The organism is Pseudomonas sp. v388 (assembly GCF_003935425.1).
Taxonomy (GTDB): Bacteria; Pseudomonadota; Gammaproteobacteria; order Pseudomonadales; family Pseudomonadaceae; genus Aquipseudomonas.
Genome location: NZ_RHQN01000007.1, coordinates 102,503 through 122,942, shown reverse-complemented (window position 1 = coordinate 122,942; position 20,440 = coordinate 102,503). Strand labels below are relative to the sequence as shown.

Here is a 20,440-nt window from a genome sequence, read left to right as displayed (position 1 = left end):
GCAAGCCGTCAGTTGAATCGTTGCAGGCCCAGCAGCCCCGCCAGCATGGCTATCGAGTCGGCATTGCCGAGGATCACCCGGCTACGCACCTGCGGGTCTTCGAGAAAGGCCTTGCGCGCCTCATCCAGCGTCGGCTGCCCGGTCAGACCGGTCAGCCTGGCAAACAATCGGACATCGCCGGGACCCAGGTCGCGCATACCGTGATCGCCGGGGATGCGGAACAGAAATTTGCCGGGCGTCAGGTGCGACAGCGCACCCTGGCGCATGAGCTTGAGTCGCGCCTTGTAGAACTGCCATACCGGCAAGCGGTCATCGATCATCTCCACCGGCGGCGCACCTGCCTCCAGATAAGCGAAGTCCACGGCGCCGCAGGCTTGGTGGGACATCTCGTGAATCAGAATCGAGGCCCGGTAATAATCTTCGAGATTGAAAGCCCGGCTGCCGGTGGATGCGTCCTTGAGGGGGTAATCGGGCGGTGAGAAAAACAGGTCGCTGAGAAAGATGCGCTTGTGCGGATCGTTGACCACCACAAAAGCAGAGGTCGATTCGTGCCCGCGCTTGCTGGTGCCCAAAACGAAACGCCCAGAACCGAGCGGCCCCAGAGAAGATTCCGACAAGCCGACGAACACCTCGGTCAACCGTTGCCTGACGCCGTCGATGATGGACGGGCTAGCCTCCACGCCGAAAAAATCCTTCAGCACCTTCTGCACCGGGGCCGACAGTCCGTTGGCGGTGGGCGCGTTGAGGTTGAACAGCGCGTTCTTCAGGTAACCCAGCGCGGCGTAGCGAGCCATGTTGATCTTTCGGGCTTCGTCGAGCGAATAGAGGCGAATGTTCTTCATGCCTTCGGCCCGGACGGTCATGAACGCTCTGGCCACGTCATCAAGCTCACGATCATAAGGGCTCGACGAGCCCGGGCCGCTGCGCAGCTCCTGCTCCAGGTCCAGTTGCCACTGCTGCTCCTGGTCGCGTCGCAGCCTTGGCCCCAGGCGATCAGTGCCGTTGATGCGCCAGACGCCCTCGACCTTGCGCACCTGGTAAACCTTGCCTTGCACTGCCGCGTAGTACGTTTGGGTCAGCGGGTCGCGATACAGCGTGTTCGCGGCATCGTAGTGCAGCGCCGACAGTTCGATGTCGACCACCTCGAACGCGTGCAGCCGCAAGTCGGCGGGCAACTCGGTGCGGCGCCTGGAAAAGATCGACATCCAGGACTGGAAACGGGAGCGCCTGGGCTCGATTTCCCCGCGCCGGGTCGAGACCAGCGTGCCCAGCGCCACGGAAAAATCGCCGATGGCCTCTCCCCAACGTCGCGCCATCGCCGCACTGACCGAATGCTGCATCAGGCTCGCGCTCTGCCATAAAGAGACCAGTAACCCCAGTTTGCCCGGTGTGAAGCTCAACAGCTGTTCGGCAAGCAGCCCGGTGAGATGAGTGAATCGTGCCCGGTCAGCCTCGGCGCTGGTGACGGCCTGCGTGCGACTGAGCCTGTGCATCAATTGCACGAAGGCTTCAAATAGGTGAAGCAGCGCATTGCCCTCGATGACCGAGGTGTCCAGGCTGACCTTCTCGGCCCGTTCCAGCGTGGTATCGAAGACCGCGTCGCTGCTCTGGGCAGGAAGAACGATATGCGCCTGGTTCAGCCCGCCGTTGGCGTAGCGGTCGTAGCGGCGTGGTTCGACCCGGCTCAACAGCAAGTCCTGCAATGGCCCGGCGACCCGCAGCCGGGCCAGCAGGTGCTGATGATCGCGAAATTCGCTGAAGCTGAACGCCTCGCTGAAATGAACATGCAGCACCAGCGGCCCTTGGGTCGGGTCTTTCGGGCCGATCAGGAAGAAGCCGCCGACTGCATCGGCAGCCATGCCCTTGCGCGGCAGCAGGGCCAGCGGACGCAGCACGATCTGCCGGCCATTCACCGGACGGCGTGCCAGACCATCGGGCATATCCAGTACTGCCTCGATGTAATCGAAGCCGGCCTGGCTGATCACGCCCTGCATTTTCATCTCCATCGCCGTTACCAGCAGCCGCCACGGCACATTCCGCATGAAGCGCTCACGGTGCTGCGCATATTCGGGTTTGCCCGGGTCGAATCGCTCGGCAAGTAACCGCTGGTACTGCAGCCCGACATCCAGTTCATGAACCAGCCGGGCCACGTACCGGGCGTCCAGTCCTGCCGGCGCGGGCGCGCCGTCTGACAGGCTGACGCTGGAAACGCCATCCTGCATATGGGAAAAATGATTGAGCGCGTAGTCCACCAGGCTCTCGCTGCGCTTGATCGTTGCAGCCGGAACGGACATTGGAATGTCGCCGGTGCCTACGGGGGCAATGGCGTAGCGGGTCATGGTCAAGGTGATCGTGTCCGGGTCCGGATCGTGGCCTGAAAAATCACGCCGCAGCGCTTCGCGCAATCGTTCCCGGGCGAAGAGTCGAATGGTCGGGACGTCGGCCAGGAAGTCGGTGGCCGGATCGTGGTCACGCACATAGGCCTGTACCAGATCGACGTAGAGTTGCAGATCGTCCAGCGACGCGCTCTGCAGCCAGTCCGGCATCGCGCCGATCAGCAGCAGGTTCTGCACGCGAATGGACAGATGGTCGAGCCAGGTCAGGAGCCAGTCCGGGGTGGCGTTCAGGTCCACCAGGCTCTTGAAAGGCTCGGCAGCCAGACGCTGGCGTCGAGCATCCCGCAGCGCAGCGGCAAACTCCGTGCTCAGCCATTGCTGACCGTGCAACTGCATGCAGCGCAGGAAATCCCCCTCGACCCGTTCCAGGCTCACTGTGATGGTTGCGTCTGCGGCGAGGCTGTCATCCAGCCACTGGCGAACCTCACCGGGGAATATCGCCAGCCATCGGGAGCGCCAGTCGGGGTCGGTCAGGCGTGCCTGTAGCCAGGTCTGCAACGGCGCGGCGCAGTCCATTGCCTTGAGCCCGACGAGTGGCGACCAGAACAGCAGGCTTTGCTGCGACTGATCGGGCGCTCGCAGCGCCCAGGCAACGTCGAGCCCCAGGGAAAACCGTCGGCCGTTCAATCGGACGTTGAGGGCCAAGGCCTCGACCCGATTGCGCCGCAGGGTGCTCAACGGGCAATCCAGCATGCCTTGCAACAGGTCGAGCAGCGCCGCGGGAATAACGTCCATGCGACGTGCCACAACCAGCTCCAGACGCAACAGTTGCTCGCGGGTGTCGCGTAAGGTCTGGGTGACCTGATGCTGTGTACCCGCGCTGCGCAACGGTCGGTCGTAGAATTTCTTGAAGCTCGCCGTGCAGGAGGCCAGCAGCGCAGCGGCCCCTCTGCTCACGACAGTATCGAGCACTGAAGCAGTGAGCGGCCCCATGCCTGCGGCACGTTGATGCTCGGCCGGTAACCGCACCCTGCTGTCGGGCGGTATCCGCCGTGCTCTCGCACCACTGAGGCGTTCGAGCACCAGGTCCGTCAGGCCATGGGAGCGGGGGCTTTCACAATGGACGCGCTCATCGCCGTCGGCGCAGACGCCCTGCTCATTCCAGGTCAGCCGGATGTCCTGTCCCTCGTGGGGCGCAGGATAGCCGAGCGCCGCCAGATACGGACTCAACGCCCGCCGGGCCAGTACTTCGATAACCGGACGCCGGTCGCCGATATCACGCAAGGTATTTTCGATCCGGCGCAGCTGCCTTGCCCATTCCGACGCCGTGGTGGGGACCGAGCCGGCTGAGGACCCGGAGCGGGGTTCGGAAGGTGATTCGCAAGGCCATGAAGCCTGGAAGTCGGTCGGCTCACTCAACCAGCGGCCACCGCCCCCGATCCACGGCAGACGCGGGTCAAGCAGTGCGCGTACATCCAGAGCATCGTCGAGCATCGCACGCAGTTCGCCGTGCTCCCGGCGATGGCGCCGCAGCGCTGCGGTCAGACTGCGCGTCTGCAACGCGATGATGGCGTCGATACAGTCGTAGAACAGTGGCTTGTCCACCGGGTAGTCCTTTACTTGCAGGCTGAACCCGGTGTCTGCGGCCGGTAACTCGTCCTGATCGTACAGCGACAGGTAGCCGCGCAGTTCTTTTCGGCCTGCCGGGCTGTCGGCCAGATAGTCGAGCGCCTGCCGGTCCTTGAGGTGACGCACGCCCTTGCGAGGTGAATAAAGAGCATATGCGCCCTGCTCCAGATGAATCAGGTACAGGCTGTGCAGTTTGTACGGGCCTTGGCGGCCGACGGTCAGCGACAGTCGACTGAGCGTGACGGGCGCGCGCTTGTGCAAGGGTGTCGCTGCGAGGCGCGCCAGCACGCTGACGGATGAAGCCGCAGCCTGTTGCAGCAGCCAGACCTGATGACTGAACACGTCAGCCAGCGCCTGGGCGAAGCGTTGGCGACGAGTGAAGCCGCCAGCATCCGGGTCGTTCCAGTACTGGTCGATCAGGTGGTGATAGTCGGCCTCCAGATCCGCCAGGTGGAGGTTCAGACCGGTTGTACCGAAGGTGTCCAGCGCCTGTCCGTCGAGCCCGATCAAGCGTCGCCGCGGACCGACGGGCAACACCTGGCGTGTCAGCACGTCCAGCGCCAGCTGTTCCAGATTCTGGAGCCGGACAGGATGCTCTTCCTCTGCGCCGTGTTGAGCACCGCCGCGCCCCACTATCTGCACCAACGGAGCCTGAAGATTGAGGTTGCCGTTGGCCCAAGGCGTGCCGAACGTGGCGGCAAGCCATCGGCCCAGGACTTGAGTCAACGACGGCAGTTGCTGAAGGTCGGCCGCCAGCCGGCGCAACGTTTGCGCCTGATGGTCGATGACCTGCCACATGCGCGGCTCGAACAGTGGCCCGTCCACGACCTGCAACTCGAAGGCAGGATTCTGATCGGCAACCACGGAAAACGCCGCCATGACGTAGCTATCCAGCTGCCGTCGATCGGTGAAGCGCAGCAGGCCATCGGCCAGGGTGTCGAGGTACAGGGTCTCGACGTCGCCGATCCGGCATTCGATCACCAGCGCCGTGACCATGCCAAAGGATTCCGGGGAGCCATCGTCCAGGACCAGACGCAGCGCTTTGCACGATACCGGGCCATCGAGCACGGGGCGCTCGGTTTCGCTCAGATGGTGCAGATAACCAGACGTCCGCGCCGAGATCCGGTTCTCGGCCCGGGCGATGTTCAGATTACGCTGGAAACGCTGACGCAGCGCCTCCGTGTAGAAATAGGGGGTGACGGGCATGGCAACGTTCCTTCTGCACAAAACGCCACCCGGCGTCGAGCCGTGGGTGGCGCAAAGAGTGAAAAGCAAGCGTAACCAGAGCCTGCTCAGGCGCTGCTGTACATATAGCAATCGGGCCGGCCTGGGCGTGCGCTCAGGAAAACCGCTCGCGACCCAGCAGGCTCGCCAGCATGGCGACTGAGTCGGCATTGCCGAGGATCACCCGGCTGCGCACTGCCGGATCGCTGAGAAAGGCCTGGCGCGACCGCTCCAGGGTAGGCTGGCCGGTGAGCCTGATCAGCTTGCCGAACAGCCGGCCATCGCTGGGTTGCAGGTCGCGCCAGCCGTCGCGCCCGTAGATGCGGAACAGCCGTGCCCCAGGCGTTCGGTGCGACAGCGCCTCATCCCGCAAAGCCTGCAACTGGGTCCTGTACGACAGCCACTCCGGCTCGCTGTCATCGATCATGTCCACCGGTGGCGCGCTGGCGTCCAGATAGGCGAAGTCCACCGTTTCGCAAGCCTGGTGGGACATTTCATGGATCAGGATCGAGGCCCGGAAATGATCTTCGGCGCTGAACGCCCGGTTGCCCGGCAGCACGTCCTTGAGTGAATAGGTCGGCGGGGAAAAGAACATGTCGCTGAGGAACACGCGCCTGCGCGGGTCGCCCACCATCACGAAGGCGGCCATGGACTCATACCCGCTCTTGGCCGCGCCCAGGACAAAGCGGCTGGAACTCAGCGGTGCCAGTGACGGCTCGCACAGGCCGACGAACACTTCGGTCAAGCGTTGCCTGACGCCGTCGATCATCGCCGGGGAAACCTCCTCTACGCCGAAGAAGTCATTCAGCACCGCCCGCACCGGCTTCGCCACCCCTTGGGCGGTGGGGGCATTGAGGTTGAACAAGGCATTTTTCAGGTAGCCTAGCGCCTGATAGCGGGCCATGTTGATCTTGCGCGCCTCTTCGCGGGAGTACAGCCGAATGTTCTTCATGCCTTCGGCACGCACCGTGATGTAGGTGTTGATCTGGGTTTGCATCGCCTCGCTGGAGTCTGGCGAAGGGCTGCCGCCGCGCAGTCCCAGCTCCAGGTTCAGCTGCCAGCGCTGCTCACCGTCGAGCCGCAGCCCCGGCCCTTCACCGGTAATCCCTTTGATGCGCCAGACGCCTTCAAACTGATGCACCTGGTAAACCTTGCCCTCCACCACGGCATATCGGGTCTGGGTGGACGGGTCCTGATACAGGTTGTAAAGAGCGTCGTAGCGCAGCGACGACAGTTCGACGTCCAGCACTTCGAACTCGCTCAGGCGCTCGCGCAATTCAGGGGACAAGGCTGAATTGCGCCAGGAAAAGATTGTGGGTCGGGGACGAGCGCGAGGCCGCAGCGGCTCGTTCTCCTCCCGTCGGGCCGTCACCAGCATGCCCAGCGCGGCAGTGAACTCGCCCAGGGCTTCTCCCCATTGCCGCTCGGACGCCGCACTGACCGACTGACGCATCAGGTTGCGGGTTTGCCAAAGCGAAACCAGCAAGCCCAGTTTACCCGGCGCGAAGATCAGCACCTGTTCGGTCACCAACCCCATCAGCCGCACGAATGCCGCCCAGTCGGCCTGATCGCTGGTCACCGCCTGCTTGCAACTGAGGCGGCGCATCAGTTGCACGAGGCTGTCGAACAGGTGCCGCAGCGCATTGCCTTCGACGATCACGGTGCCCAGCTTTACCTGTTCGGGGCTGAACAGCGTCGTATCGAAAACCCCTTCGGTGCTGAACGGCATGTGCGCTTCGATCAACCCGCCATGGTCATAGCGTTTGCGCATTTGTGCGTCCAGGCGGCTCAACAGCAAGGTCTGCAACGGTCCCTCGGCGCGCAGCTCGGCCAGCAGATGGTCATGGTCACGAAACTCCCGCAGGCTGAACCACTCGCTGAACTGGATATGCAGCACCACCGGCCCGCGTTTGATGTCCTTGGGGCCGATCAGGAAAAAGCCTTCGACCGGATCGGCGGGCATGCCCCGGCGCGCCACCAGAGTCAGCGGGCGCAGCACCACATGTTGGTCCTGCACCGCCTGACGGGCCGCATCGTCCGGCATGTCCAGCACCAGCGCGAGGTAGTCGAAGGCGGTCTGGCTGATCAACCCTTGCAGTTTCATTTCCATCGCCGTCACCAGCAGCCGCGAGGGTACCTGGCGCATGAAGCGTTCACGGCGAGTCTCGTACTCCGGTCTGGCGGGATCGAAGCGCTCGGCCAGCAATCGCTGGTAGTGCAGGCCGACATCCAGATCATGCACCAGCCGCGCCACGTACTGTCCGTCCAGCCCCGCTGGAGCCAACAGGCCACCCGGCAGCCCGACGGTGAGCGTCCCCTCCTCGACCTGCGAAAAGTGGTTGAGAGAAAACTCCACCAGGCTCTCGCTCTGGGTCAGCGTTGCCCCCGGCACGGACATCGGGATGTTGCCGGAGGTCACCGGCGCGATGGCATAACGCGTCGTGGTCACGCTGATGAGGTCGGGGTCCAGGTCATGGCCGGGGAAATCACGTTGCAGGGCTTCGAGCAATCGCTGCCGGGCAAAGTCATGCAGCAGCGGCACGTCGGCCAGGAAGTCATCGGCCGGGGCGTTATCGCGGAAATACGCTTGCAGCAGTGCGGTGTAGAGGTCCAGATCCTCCAGCGAAGCCATGGTCACCCAGTCCGGCATCGCGCTGGTAAACAAGAGGTTCTGGATGCGGATCGCCATTGCATCCAGCCAGGTCAACAGCCAGTCATCGTTGCTCGCCAGATCCACACTGCCTGTGAGCGCCTCGACGGGCAGATGCTGCTGCCGGGCGTCTCGCAGCGCGACGGCGTACTCATCCACCACGCGTTGCCGGCCATCCTGTTGCATGCGCTGCAGAAAATCCCCGTCGGCCCGATCCAGGGTGACGGTCACCGACGCCCCGGCGGCCAGCCTGCTGTCCACCCACTGACGATCCTGGCCGGGGAACATCTCCAGCCATCGGGTACGCCAGTCGGGATTGGCCAGCCGGGCCTGCAGCCACGTTTGCAGCGCCGCTCGGGAATTCATCATTTTCAACCCGATGAACGGCGACCAGAACAACAGGTTCTGCTCCGGCTGATCGGGCAACTGCATGACCCAGGCGACATTGAGCCCAAGGGCAAACCGCTTGCCGTTGAAGCCGATGCTGACGGCATGCACGTCCACCAGATCGCGATGCAGTGTGCTCGAGGGGCGGTCCAGCACGCTTTGCAGCAGATCGAGCAACGACGGAGCAACGGCGTACTTGCGGCGTGCCACCACCAGTTCCAGACGCAACAACTGCTCGCGCAGGGCGCGCAAGGTCAGGCTGACCCGCTGTTGCGTCCTGGCGCTGCGCAACGGCTGCTCGTAGAAGGCCTCGATGCTCGCCGTGCAGGTGGCCTCAAGGGTCGTGGCGACCCTGCTGACCATCTGCTCGAGCAGCTCGGCATTAATCATGTCCTCCCCTTCGCCGCCGGTCGGCCACGTCGCTAACGGGGCGCGGCGTGCGCCACTGAGGCGTTCGAGCACCTGCTCGCTGCAGGTGAGCCGAAGATGGTCGCCTGCGCCGGGTCGGGAATAACCCAGTGCCGCGAGGTACGGGTGCAAGAGCTGTCCGGCCAGCTGTTGCAACGACGGGCGTCGGTCGCTGATTTCGCTGAGGGTGTCCTCGATCCGGCTCAGTTGCTCGCCCCACGACGGCACCGGCGCCTGCGTCGCCACCGACACCGGCTTTGCCGCAGCAGGCCAGGCGCTGGGAAAATGCATCGGTTCGCTCAGCCAGCGACCGCCGCCGCCCATGCCCGGCAGTCGGCCGTCGATCAGCAGTCGGACATCCAAAGCATCGTCAAGCATCGCCCGCAGCTCGCCCTCATCCCGGCAACGCTGCCTGAGCGCCGTAGCCAGGTTACTCATCTGCAGACCGATGACGGCTTCGATGCAGTGATAGAACAGAGGTTGCTCCAGCGGATGGTCCGTGATCCGAAGGCTCACCCAGGCTTCCAGGGCCGGCAGCGCATTCTGGTCTTTCAGGCTCAGGTAGTTGCGCAGTTCGCGGCGGCCTGTGGGGCTGTCGAGCAAATCATTCAGGGCCTGCCGGTTCTTGAGCAGCCGCAGGCCCTTGAAGGGTGAGTAAAGCCCGTACGACCCCTGCTCCAGTCGGAGCAGATAAAGGCTGACCAGCTTGCAAGGCTCGCCCCCGTCGACCGTCAGCGCCAGCCGGCTGACGGGCACGCTCGACGGCTCGTACAGCGGCGAGGTGGCAAGCCGGGCCAGAAGAGTCGTGGAAACAGACGCCATGTCGCTCTGCACCAGCACGTGATGAGCGAACAGGTCCGCCAGCGCCTGGGCGAACCGCTGACGACGGGTCACTGCGCAGCGATCGGGGTTGTTCCAGTAATCGCCGATCAAGTGTTCATATTCATCCTCAAGACTGTCCATGCGCAGGTCGAAGTCGGACATGCCGATGGTGTCCAGCGGCTGCCCCGCAAGCCCTGTGAAACGGCGCCGCTGCCCGGCGGGCAACCGCTTGCCGGTCAACACTTCAAGGGCCAGCTGTTCGAAATTCTGGACCCGAACGGGATGCTCGCGGCTGGCACCGTGCCTGACCCCGGTATGCTCCACCACCTGCACCAGTGGAAGCTGGAGATCGACCTCGCCATTGGGCCAGAGGCTGCTGAGCCTGGCAGCCAACAGCCGGTTCAGCACCTGACTGAGGGTCGGCAGTGCTTGCAGGTCATTCGCCAGCCGGCGCAAGGTCTGCGCCTGATGGTCGATGGCCTGCCACATGCACTGCTGGAACATCGGGCCCTCCACGAGCCGGATGTAAAAGGGAGGATTCTGCTCGACGGCTACCGAGAACGCCGTCTTGAGGTAGGCACTGAACAGCTTTTTATCGGAGAAGCGCAGCAGACCATGGGCCAGCGTGTCGAGGTACAGGACCTGCGCGTCAAGGGTCCAGCGTTGCACCAGCAAGGCGGTGACCATGCCGAAGGGCTCGGGCGAGCCGTCTTCAAGAATCAGGCGGTACACCTCGCACGAGTCCCGGGGCGAGGCCATTGTCTGCTCGGTGTCGACCAGATGCTTGAGGTAGCTGAACTCCTCGGCGTCGATTCGTTGCTCGGTCCGAGCGATTCGCAGGTTACGCAGGAAACGCTGACGCAGCGCCTCGCTGTAAAAATAGGGGGTAGCAGGCATGGCAAATGTCCTTTTGCACGAGCGCCATGGGCGCTCGGGCGCCCGTGGCAGATAAAGGTGCAAAAGAGCCTAACCAGACGCCGCCGCAGATCTGCCGTAGATATTTCAACCCCGGCCATTTCTCGGCACACCGCCCTTCCCGGTGCTGACTTAGCGTTGGAAACGCTCACGCCCCAGCAGGGAAATCAGCATGGCGACCGAGTCGGCATTGCCCAGAATCACCCGACAGCGCGCTGTCACGTTGGTCAGGAAAGCCTGGCGCGCGCCGGCCAGGGTGCGCTGGCCGGTCAGCCTGAGGATCTTGCCGAACGTGACGCCGTCGGTGTGATCGAAGTCGCGCCAGACACCGCCGCCATTGCGGGTGCGGAACAGTTCTGCGGAGGGCGTTCTGTGGGACAGCGACTGGGTCCGCAACTCCTGCAGCACCCGCTTGTACCAGGCGGCCATCGGCACGTTGTCATCGAGCAGGTCCGTCGGCGGCGCGCAAGCGTCCAGGTACGCGATGTCTTCGGTTTCGCTCTGCAGATGCGACAGCTCGTGCAGCAACGCCATGACTCGAAAATGATCATCGGCATTGAAGGCCCGGTCGCCGGGCAATGCGTTCTTGAGGAAATACGAAGGCGGTGAAAAAAACATCTCGCCCAGAAACAGGCGTCGCTGTTGATCGCCCTTGAACACGAAAGCGGCCAGCCCCTCGTTACCGGCCTTGACCGCGCCGACCACGAAACGCCCGGAATCGAGGATCGACAGCGACGGGTCCGACAGGCCCTCGAACAACTCCAGGATTCGTTCCCGCACTCCATCGATCAGCCTGGGCTCGATGTCCTGCACGCCGAAAAAGTCCCGCAGGATGATCTGCACAGGCTGCGCCAACCCGCCGCCGAACGGCGTGCGAAGGTTGAACAGCGCGGTTTGCAGATAGCCCAGCGCCTGGTGGACGCCCATGCTGATCCGCCGGGCCTGGTCCCGCGAGTAGGCGCGAATATCCGGCATGCCCTGGGCGAAGACCTCCATGTAGCTGCGCAGCTCGACCTGCAGCTCATGTTCCTGCAGGTTGAGAATGGTCGGAGCACCACCGCGCAGGCCCATATCCAGTTTCAGTTGCCAGCGCTGGTCCTGGCTCAGTTGCAGCTTCGGCCCGTCGGCACTGTCGCCACGGATGCTCCACACGCCAAATCGCTCGTGGACCTGATAGACCTTGCCGTCCACGGCGGCGTACTTGGCCTGGGTGAGCGGGTCCAGGTACAGGTTGTACAGACTGTCGTACTGCAGGCTCGCCAGCTCGACATCATGTCTTTCGAACGTTCTCAGGCGCTGCATCAATTCCGGGGTCAGGACCGCATTGCTCCAGGAAAACACCGTCGGGCGTGGGGCCGGCCGGATACCCGAGGTTTCGTATTCGTCCTGGGTGCGAGCGCTCACCAGTGTCACCAGGGCTGCGGAGAATTCCGACAAGGCCCGGCCCCAGCGCTGCTCGGACACTGAACTGACCGACGCGCGCAACAGCGACTGGCTCTGCCACAGCGAAATCAACAACCCCAGCTTGCCGGGCATGAACATCAGTACCTGCTCGGTGCTCAACGTCATCAGGTGCAGGAACGACGCCCAGTCGGCCTGGGCACTGGTTACCGTCTGCTGGCGACTGAGCACCTGCATCAGTTGCAGGCTGGTCTCGAACAGATGACGCAAGGCGTTGCCTTCGATGACGCGGTTGCCCAGGCTGACCTCACCGGGCTGACCGAACGGCACGTCCATGACGCCTTCGGTACTCCAGGGAATATGCGCCTCGATCAGACCGCCGTTGGCGTATCGCGAGCGTAGCAGCGGCTCGACCCGATCAAGCACCAGTTGCTGCAACGGTCCCTCGCGACGCAACTGTTCCAGCAGTTGGTGCCGATCACGAAATTCCACGAAGCCGAACGACTCGCTGAAAAGGCTGTGCAGCACCACCGGCCCCTGGTCCGGGTCTTGCGGGCCGATCAGAAACAGGCCCTGGACACGATCAGCAGCCATGTCCGCACGCGGCAACAGGGTCAAGGGCCGCAACACGATCGTCCGGCCGTGCACCGGGTCGCGGGCCTTGCCATCGGGCATGGTCACCACATTCTCGATGTAATCGTAGGCTTGCTGGCTCAACTGCCCCTGCAGCTTCATTTCCAGCGCCGGTGCCAGCAAGCGCGCCGGCGCCTGCACCATGAAGCGCTCACGGCGCTGCGGGTAATCCGCGCGCGCCGGGTTGAAGCGTTCGGCAAGCAGGTTCTGATAGCGCAGGCCCACATCCAGGGTGTGTACCAGCCCGGCGAGGTAGTCGGCGGTCAGGCCCGCCGGCAGCGGCGCATCCGGCGATGGCTCCAGGCTCAAGGTGCCGCCATGGCGCGTGGAGAAGTGGTTGAGCGCATAGCCCACCAGGCTTTCGCTGCGCACCAGGGTGGCCGCCGGCACCGCCGACGGCAGGCTGCCGGGCGGCACAGGGGCCGGAACATACTCGGTGAGGGTGAGGATGATGCGTCGCGGGTCCAGGTCATGATCGGGAAAATCCCGTCGCAACGCCTCCAGCAGCTGCTGGTGGGCAAAGACCTGCAACCGGGGAATATCGCTGAGGTAATCCTGCGCAGGGTCACTGAAACGGAAATAATCGGAGAGCACGTCGGCGTAGCGCCCCAGGTCTTCCAGCGAGGCATTGCCGAGCCAGTCGGGCAATGCGGTCGAAAAGAGCTGGTTCTGGATACGGATCGCCAACGCGTCGAGCCAGGCCTGAAGCCGGTCATCGCTGCTGGCCAGGGTCACATAGCGACTGAACGGCAGCGCGGCCAGGCCAGTATCCTTGCCCTGGCGCAAGGCGCCGGCAACCTCCTGCTTCTGACGTTGCTGTTCGTCCTGCTGGATGCGCCGCAGAAAATCCCCTTCGACCCGTGCCAGCGACAGGGTCAGCGTCTCGCCGTTGGCCAGCGCTTGATCCAGCCATTGCCGCTCTTCGCTGGCAAACAGCAGCAACCATCTGCTACGCCAGACCGGTTCCTGCAGCCGCTGCGCCAGCCGCGTCTGCAACTGCGCGCCGGAACTCACCGCCTGCAACCCGCTGAATACCGACCAGAACAGCAGCTCAGCGTCGATCCGACCCGGCTGGCGAATGGCCCAGGCAATATTGAGCCCCAGAGGAAAATGCCGGTCGCCGATCTCGACTCGCAGGGCGTACACCTGGGCCAGGTCGCGACGCCCGGCGCTCAAGGGGCAGTCCAGTACCTGTTGCAGACAGTCAAGCAATGACGGCGCGATGATCTCCAGACGACGGGCCACCGCCAGCTCCAGGCGCAGCAGGTTGTCACGCACGCTATCGGCGATCTGGTCGAAGCGCCACTCGAACTTCGGGTTGCGCCAGGGCCGGTTGTAGAAGACATCGACCCCGCCGATGCAGAGCGCCTCCAGCTCGTCACGGCTGCGGGACAACACATATTCCAGCGACGCTACGCTGAGTGGCGACTGCCCAGCCCCCAGAGAATCGCGGGGGACATTCACTTGGGTGTGCGAGGGGAGCGGCGCGGTCGATTTTCCACTCACCCGCTCCAGCAGCAGGTCGGTCAGGCTCTGGATGCGAAGACCTTGCGCCTGTGCCGGTGCGTTGCCGCCGGCGCCGGCCGCACCACCCTGGCTGAACCAGCTCAGCAGAATCTTCTCCCCTTCATGGGGCTTGGGGTAACCGAGTGCCGCCAGATACGGACTCATGACCTGACGGGCCAGCAGTTCAATGCCCGGACGCTGGTTTTCAAGCCCACTGAGTACCGAATCGAGCAGGGTTAGCTGCTCCATCCATGACGCAGCCGGAGTCGCGGGTGGCCGCATGGCGGGCACCAGCGACGCGGGCCAGCGGGTCAGGAAATTCGCCGGTTCCCGCCACCAGCGACCGGCAGCGTCAATGTACGGCAGACGCGCATCGAGCAGGCTCCGTACGTCCAGCGCGTCATCGAGCATGGCAAGCAACTCGCCTGCCTCGTTGCAGCAGCGTTGCAGCGCGATGTTGATGTTGCGTTGCTGCAACCCGATGATCGCATCGAGGCAGTCAAGAAACAGCGGCTTGTCCAGCGGGTAGCCATGCAGTTGCCAGCCCGAGGCAGCGGTTACGGTAGCCAGGTCACCCAGTGACAGATACTCATTGAGTTCCAGGCGTCCCTGCGGGCTGCCGATCAGGTCGGTCAGGGCGTTCCAGTCGGTCAGGTGGCGGATGCCCCGCGCCGGCGAGTACAGCACGTAGGCGCCCTGCTCCAGGTGAATCAGATACAGCCCCACCAGCTTGAACGGCCCCAGGCCATCGGCCATCAGCGACAGTCGGCTGACGGCCACCGGCGCCAGCGCGTACAGCGCCGCACCGAGAATGCCGGTCAACGCGGTTGCCGCGGCCCCCAGGGTCCGTTCCTGCATCCAGACCTGATGACTGAAGCCGTCGGCCAGTGTCTGGGCGGCCCGCTCACGCCGGGTCACGCCGTGCCGGTCGGGAGCGGTCCAGTAAGTGCCCAGCAGGTGCTCCAGGTCATCTTTCAGGTCAGGCAGTCGCAGACGCAGATCATCGACGGTGAGCGTGTCCAGTGGCCGGCCCTCGAGGCTTCGAAAACGAAAACGCTGACCGGCGGGCAGCGTCTCGCCCGTCAGCGCATCCAGGACCAGCCGCTCGATACTCTTGACCAGCACGACGTGCTCCTGACTCGCGCCGGGTGGCTGCGGGGCGGTTTCGACCAGTTGCACCAGCGGCGCCTGGAGATCGGGCCGGCCGTCGGGCCAGATGGCAGTCAGCTTCGCGGCCAGCCGCTGCGGCAGCACATGGGGCAGCGACGGCAATTGCTGCAAGTCGTTGGCCAGCCGACGCAGGGAACGGGCCTGGTGGTCGACGATTCGCCACATGCCCAGCTCGAACGGCGAGCCCTCCAGCACCTGGTATTCGAAGTCGGGTTCCAGATCGGCGCGCACCGCGAACAATCCTCTGAGGTACGTCGCAAGCTGCAGATGATCGGTAAACCGCTTGAGGCCATGGGCCAGGGTGTCGAGGTACAGGGTTTCGTCGCTGGCATTGCGACGCACGATCAGCAACGCCGAAACCAGCCCCAGCGGCTCGGGCGAGCCGTCCTCCAGCAGCACGTGGTAGAGCGCCGGCTGGGCCTGACCTGCCGCCGTGGGTTGGCGGGCAGCCACCAGGCGCTGCAGGTCCTGCAATTCATCGGCCGTGATCAGCGCGCCGGCATAGGCGTCCTGCAGATGCTGTGCGAAACGCTGGCGCAGCGCTTCGCTGTGAAAATAGGGTGTGGCGGGCATGGCAAGCTTCCTTTTGCACAAAGCGCCACCGGACGCGCGAGGCGCCGGTGGCGGTAACAGTGAAAAAGGAGCGTAACCAGCGATAGCCGGGAGCCTGCCGTATATATAGCAACCGGCCGGGCGGGAAGCGGACTAGCGGTTTTTCTCGACCCAGGCAGCGAACGCGTCAATGAAGCTTTGCAGGAAAGGCCGGGTGTTGTCCGAAAGCACCCCCGACTCGTCGAAGAATGAACCGGCGCCGCCCAGGTAGGATTCGGGCTGCTGCAGACAGGGCACGTCAAGGAACACCAGCGACTGGCGCAGGTGGTGATTGGCCCCGAAACCGCCGATGGCACCTGGTGAGGCGCTGATAACCGCGCCCGGCTTGCCGCTGAAGGCGCTTTTGCCATAGGGCCGCGAGCCCACGTCGATGGCGTTTTTCAGCACGCCGGGCACCGAGCGGTTGTATTCGGGCGTGACGAACAGCAGACCGTCGGCAGACGCGAGTTTTTCACGAAAAGTGGCGTAGGCTGGAGGAGGTACAGGGCCGTCGATGTCTTCGTTGTACAGCGGCAGGTCGCCGATTTCGACGATATTCAGATCCAGGCTCGGCGGAGCCAGCTCTGCGAGCGCGAGAGCGATTTTACGGTTGATGGAGTCTTTGCGCAGGCTGCCGACCAGCACTGCAATGGAGTGGACCTGGGTCATCTAGCGTCACCGTTTGCGGATTCGAGGAAGGGTTAGTTATAGATCAGTTCCCGGTTATAGACGACGCACAGGGCTTTTCATAGCATCGATTTTGCGCCGCAACGGCCCGGATTATTTTTTCCCGGCCGGCAAACTACCCTGGCAATCGACGGTCTACAGGGCCGGTTGCCCGCTGTCGATGAGACGGCATGTCAGGCAAAACAGGCGGTTATCTTCAGAGGTTACTAAGCAAATGGCTTCAGTTCGCGTCGGACAGTTTCATGCAAGAGATGCGGAAGGCCGTATCTACCCGGTGCATGTTTTTCAGGATTCAACGGCAGATACTGCCGATGGCAAGGAACCGGTAATGACCTATCGACTGGCAATCGGCGACCGGGTCACTCACTTGGGCGGGGATGATTTCGAACTGGCTCAGTCCGGAATCAGGATGACGCGCATTCCCTGATCGCCGTTCGGAGTGCACGGGCAATGGCCGGCGCGAGTGGCGATTCAGGCATCTGAAAAGATCAGGTACCAGAATATCGCTGCTTCGCGGGTCTTTGGGTCCAGTCCGCGATAGCGCAGGTGGTCGACGCCGCCGACCCGATAACCGCAGCGTTCGTACAACCGGCAGGCCGCCAGGTTGTTGTTCTGGGTTTCCAGCATCACGCCTGGCAAACCGCGTTTGCGGCTCCAGAACTGCGCCACGTCCAACAGCGAACGGGCCACGCCGAGGCGCCGCGCCGACGCGTCCACCGCCAGCTCGTCCACATGCGCAAAGCCGTTCCAGTGGGTGCTGAGCACCACATGCCCTACCGCCCGGTCGCCCAGCCAGGCGACCAGCACCGTGCTGTCGGCGGCCTCACGATGGTCACAGAATTCCTGGGAATCGATCCCGTAGTTCTTGCGGTAAGGCTCGACCGCCTCGACCGGCCAGCTGGCGACGCTCTGGCCCATCAGGACCTGCGCATACCCGCTGACCAGAAAGGTGAATTCACTGTTGAGGATGTAGTCCTCGAAGCATTCGTCAGCTACCCGAATGCTCAGGCCGGAATCGGACACCGTCATTGCGCCACCGCCCGGCAGGTGCCCGGCGTGCGGCCCGCGCCGTCAGGACGAGGCAGCCGCACGGGCTTCCTGAAGCTGTACCCACAGCGCAGGCGCACCGGCGGCCTTGGCGATGGCCGCCATGCGCGCTTCATGTTCGGCCAGTTCGCTGTCGGAGGCGCGAATGACCCGGCATGGCTGGCGCCCGGCCGGCAGGCGACGGATCTCGCTGCCGCGGCTGCCCGAGCCTTCGCCCGAGCCATTGCCGTCAGTGGCGTTGCCGGCCAGCGACAGGCTGGTCTGCCCGCCGGTCATCGCCAGATAGACGTCGGCCAGAATTTCCGAGTCGAGCAAGGCGCCGTGCAATTCGCGGCCGGAGTTATCGACCCCGTAGCGCTTGCACAACGCATCCAGGCTGTTGCGCTGGCCCGGATGCCGTTCACGGGCCATCGCCAGGGTATCGAGGACCGTGCAATGCTGGGTGATATCGGCCCGGTCGTGGGCACCCATCAACGCGAATTCGTTGTTGATGAAGCCAACGTCGAACGCCGCGTTATGGATGATCAGCTGCGCGCCCTTGATGAATTCGAAGAATTCATCGGCCACCTCAGGGAAACGCGGCTTGCCGACCAGAAATTCGTTGGTAATGCCGTGGACGCCGATGGCGCCCTCGTCACTTTCGCGGTCCGGTTGCAGGTAAACATGGAAATGCCGCCCGGTCAGGCGGCGGCCGATCACCTCGACACACCCGATCTCGATGATGCGGTGGCCGTCGGTCACCGGCATGCCGGTGGTCTCGGTATCGAGAACGATCGAACGGTTATCTAGGTTTTGCGATGCCATTGACTGTTGCCTCGTTTGCAGGCGGCGATCTTAACACGGCAGGCGCAGCGCCTCAGCCCTGCCTGCGGACCTCGTCCACACCCCGATTGGCGAGCTGGTCGGCACGCTCGTTGCCGGGATGGCCGATATGGCCGCGCACCCACTGCCACTTCACGGTATGGCGATTGACCTGCTCGTCGAGCAACTGCCAGAGATCGGCATTCTTGACCGGTTCCTTGGCGGCGGTCTTCCAGCCGCGCTTCTTCCAGTTGACCATCCATTCGGTGATGCCTTTCATCACGTACTGGGAGTCGGTCACCAGGGTCACTTCGCAGGGCCGCTTGAGTTCTTCAAGGCCGCGGATGGCGCCGGTCAGCTCCATGCGGTTGTTGGTGGTATTGGCTTCGCCGCCCCACAGCTCCTTTTCGACGCCCTTGCAGACCAGCAAGGCGCCCCAGCCGCCGGGGCCGGGATTGCCCTTGCAGGCGCCGTCGGTGAACAGTTCAACGCTATCGCTCATTACAGACTATCCAGATTCGAGAGGCTTCATTGCGCGGCATGGGCAGGCGGGGGGTCAAGGCTCCTGGCTTTGCCGACTGACCTTGGCCATCGGCAGCGGAATCAGCTTGCCCATCGGTTCGCGACGGGCCTGACGCAACGGCCGAAGCCCGACCACCAGTTTGCGGGCAACCAGCAGGTAGAACCCGCCGCCAGGGCTTTGCCGGCCATCGCCCAGGCATTCGAGCCCGGCGAGCCGTGTCTGCCATGCCGCAGAAGCAAGGGGCGGACGATAGCATCCGAAGCGGCGTTTCTCCAGCGCGAAGCCCAGCAGGTTAAGCCAGTCGGCGACCCGCGACGGCGAGATGCAGCGCGCCTTGCGCAGGGCATCGCGGGCGAAGACATGGCGCAGCCCCCAGGTGCTCCAGGGGTTGATGCCGATGATCAACAGATGCCCGCCGGGGCGCACGCTGCTGGCCGCTTCGCGCAGCAGGCCGTGGGGCGACAGGCAGAAATCCAGGCCGTGCTGCAACACCACGACGTCGGCGGCATGTTCGCTCAACGGCCAGGCCTGTTCTTCACAGACAATCTCGACTCCGGGCAACGGCGCGCCAAGGCGCACGTTGCGCTGTACTTGCTGTGCGACCGGCGGGCTGTCGGCCGAAGGCCCGTAATGCACCAGGTAACCGCCGAAATAACGCCCCAGCTCGTCGTCCAGAACCCGCCGTTCTTCGGCCAGCAGCAACTGGCCCAACGGCCCGGCCAACCATTCGCGGGCCGCGCAGACCAGGGCCAGCCATTCGGGGTCGGCCTGGGCGAACGCTTCATCGGTCATGTGTGATCTCCTCCAGGGGTGCTCGCATACAGCAGGCTCAGCGCCTAAGATGCACCATTGTCTTCCGCTATGCGAACTGCGCCATGATACAGATCCACGCCCTGCACGCTTTCAGCGACAACTACATCTGGTTGTTACAAGACCTTTCGACCCAGACCTGCGCCGTGGTCGATCCCGGCGATGCCGCGCCGGTGCTGGCCTGGCTCGAAGCGAACCCGGCCTTTCGCCTGACCGATATCCTGATCACCCACCACCATGCCGATCATGTGGGAGGCGTCGTGGCGGTCAAGCAGGCCACCGACGCCCGAGTATCCGGGCCTGCCAACGAGAAGATTCCCGCTCGTGACGTGGCGCTGATCGACAACGACCGGGTCAGCGTCCTGGGGCTGGACTTCGTGGTACACGCGGTGCCCGGTCACACCCTGGGGCATATCGCGTTTTTCCACGCTGACGCCGAACGGCCCTTGCTGTTCTGTGGCGACACGCTGTTCGCCGCTGGCTGCGGCCGACTGTTCGAAGGCACGCCGCAACAGATGCACGAGTCGCTCCAGCGCCTGGCTGCCTTGCCAGATAGCACGCTGATCTACTGCGCCCACGAATACACCTTGAGCAACCTGCGCTTCGCCCAGGCGGTCGAACCCGGGAACAGGGACATCGCCGAACGGCTTGCGCAGGTCACTCAATGGCGCAATGAAGATCGCATCAGCCTCCCTTCCAATCTAGCTCTGGAAAAACGTACCAATCCATTTCTGCGCACCGATGAAACATCCGTTAAAGAAAAAGCGGACGAACGGGCGGGACGGGCTCACACCCGGCAGACAGAGGTTTTTGCCACCTTGCGGGGCTGGAAAGATAATTTTTGAGCAGACAGCCAAACGGCAACAAAATTCTGAAAGGTTGACCATCTGCAGGCCGCTT

At 63.8% G+C, this 20,440-nt stretch carries 10 protein-coding genes; 2 read left to right on the top strand and 8 right to left on the bottom strand.

What is annotated here, in order from left to right:
* Positions 1–8: 8 nt before the first annotated feature.
* From EGJ27_RS17450 to EGJ27_RS17435, 4 genes are all read right to left on the bottom strand, one after another.
* On the bottom strand, positions 9–5,171 hold the full coding sequence (locus tag EGJ27_RS17450) for a dermonecrotic toxin domain-containing protein (RefSeq protein WP_125831986.1): 5,163 nt from the start codon (positions 5,169–5,171) through the stop codon (positions 9–11).
* A gap of 133 nt (positions 5,172–5,304) precedes the next feature.
* A complete protein-coding gene (locus tag EGJ27_RS17445) occupies positions 5,305–10,353 on the bottom strand; it encodes a dermonecrotic toxin domain-containing protein (RefSeq protein WP_125831985.1) in 5,049 nt (1,682 codons plus the stop codon).
* A 150-nt stretch (positions 10,354–10,503) separates the two neighbouring features.
* The gene (locus EGJ27_RS17440) at positions 10,504–15,654 is read right to left on the bottom strand and encodes a dermonecrotic toxin domain-containing protein (protein ID WP_125831984.1); all 5,151 of its coding nucleotides are present in this window, start codon (positions 15,652–15,654) and stop codon (positions 10,504–10,506) included.
* Positions 15,655–15,786: 132 nt separating this feature from the next.
* On the bottom strand, positions 15,787–16,341 hold the full coding sequence (locus EGJ27_RS17435; protein ID WP_125831983.1) for an NADPH-dependent FMN reductase: 555 nt from the start codon (positions 16,339–16,341) through the stop codon (positions 15,787–15,789).
* Between the two features lie 232 nt (positions 16,342–16,573).
* Here EGJ27_RS17435 and EGJ27_RS17430 point away from each other — a divergent pair, with 232 nt between their 5' ends.
* Positions 16,574–16,786: a hypothetical protein gene (locus EGJ27_RS17430; RefSeq protein ID WP_125831982.1), complete on the top strand. Its 213-nt coding sequence runs from the start codon at positions 16,574–16,576 to the stop codon at positions 16,784–16,786.
* Between the two features lie 44 nt (positions 16,787–16,830).
* On the opposite strand, the gene EGJ27_RS17425 is transcribed toward EGJ27_RS17430, so the two are convergent.
* The 4 genes from EGJ27_RS17425 to EGJ27_RS17410 are packed head-to-tail and all read right to left on the bottom strand — an operon-like array spanning position 16,831 to position 19,522.
* On the bottom strand, positions 16,831–17,388 hold the full coding sequence (locus EGJ27_RS17425) for a GNAT family N-acetyltransferase (protein WP_125831981.1): 558 nt from the start codon (positions 17,386–17,388) through the stop codon (positions 16,831–16,833).
* A 42-nt stretch (positions 17,389–17,430) separates the two neighbouring features.
* The gene (dnaQ, locus tag EGJ27_RS17420) at positions 17,431–18,210 is read right to left on the bottom strand and encodes a DNA polymerase III subunit epsilon (RefSeq protein ID WP_125831980.1); all 780 of its coding nucleotides are present in this window, start codon (positions 18,208–18,210) and stop codon (positions 17,431–17,433) included.
* Between the two features lie 52 nt (positions 18,211–18,262).
* Complete coding sequence (gene rnhA / locus EGJ27_RS17415) at positions 18,263–18,709, bottom strand: ribonuclease HI (protein ID WP_125831979.1); 447 nt, start codon at positions 18,707–18,709, stop codon at positions 18,263–18,265.
* Positions 18,710–18,763: 54 nt separating this feature from the next.
* The gene (locus EGJ27_RS17410; RefSeq protein ID WP_125831978.1) at positions 18,764–19,522 is read right to left on the bottom strand and encodes a methyltransferase domain-containing protein; all 759 of its coding nucleotides are present in this window, start codon (positions 19,520–19,522) and stop codon (positions 18,764–18,766) included.
* 83 nt (positions 19,523–19,605) lie between these two features.
* On the opposite strand from EGJ27_RS17410, the gene gloB reads away from it, so the two are divergent.
* A complete protein-coding gene (gloB, locus tag EGJ27_RS17405; protein ID WP_125831977.1) occupies positions 19,606–20,385 on the top strand; it encodes a hydroxyacylglutathione hydrolase in 780 nt (259 codons plus the stop codon).
* Positions 20,386–20,440 lie beyond the last annotated feature (55 nt).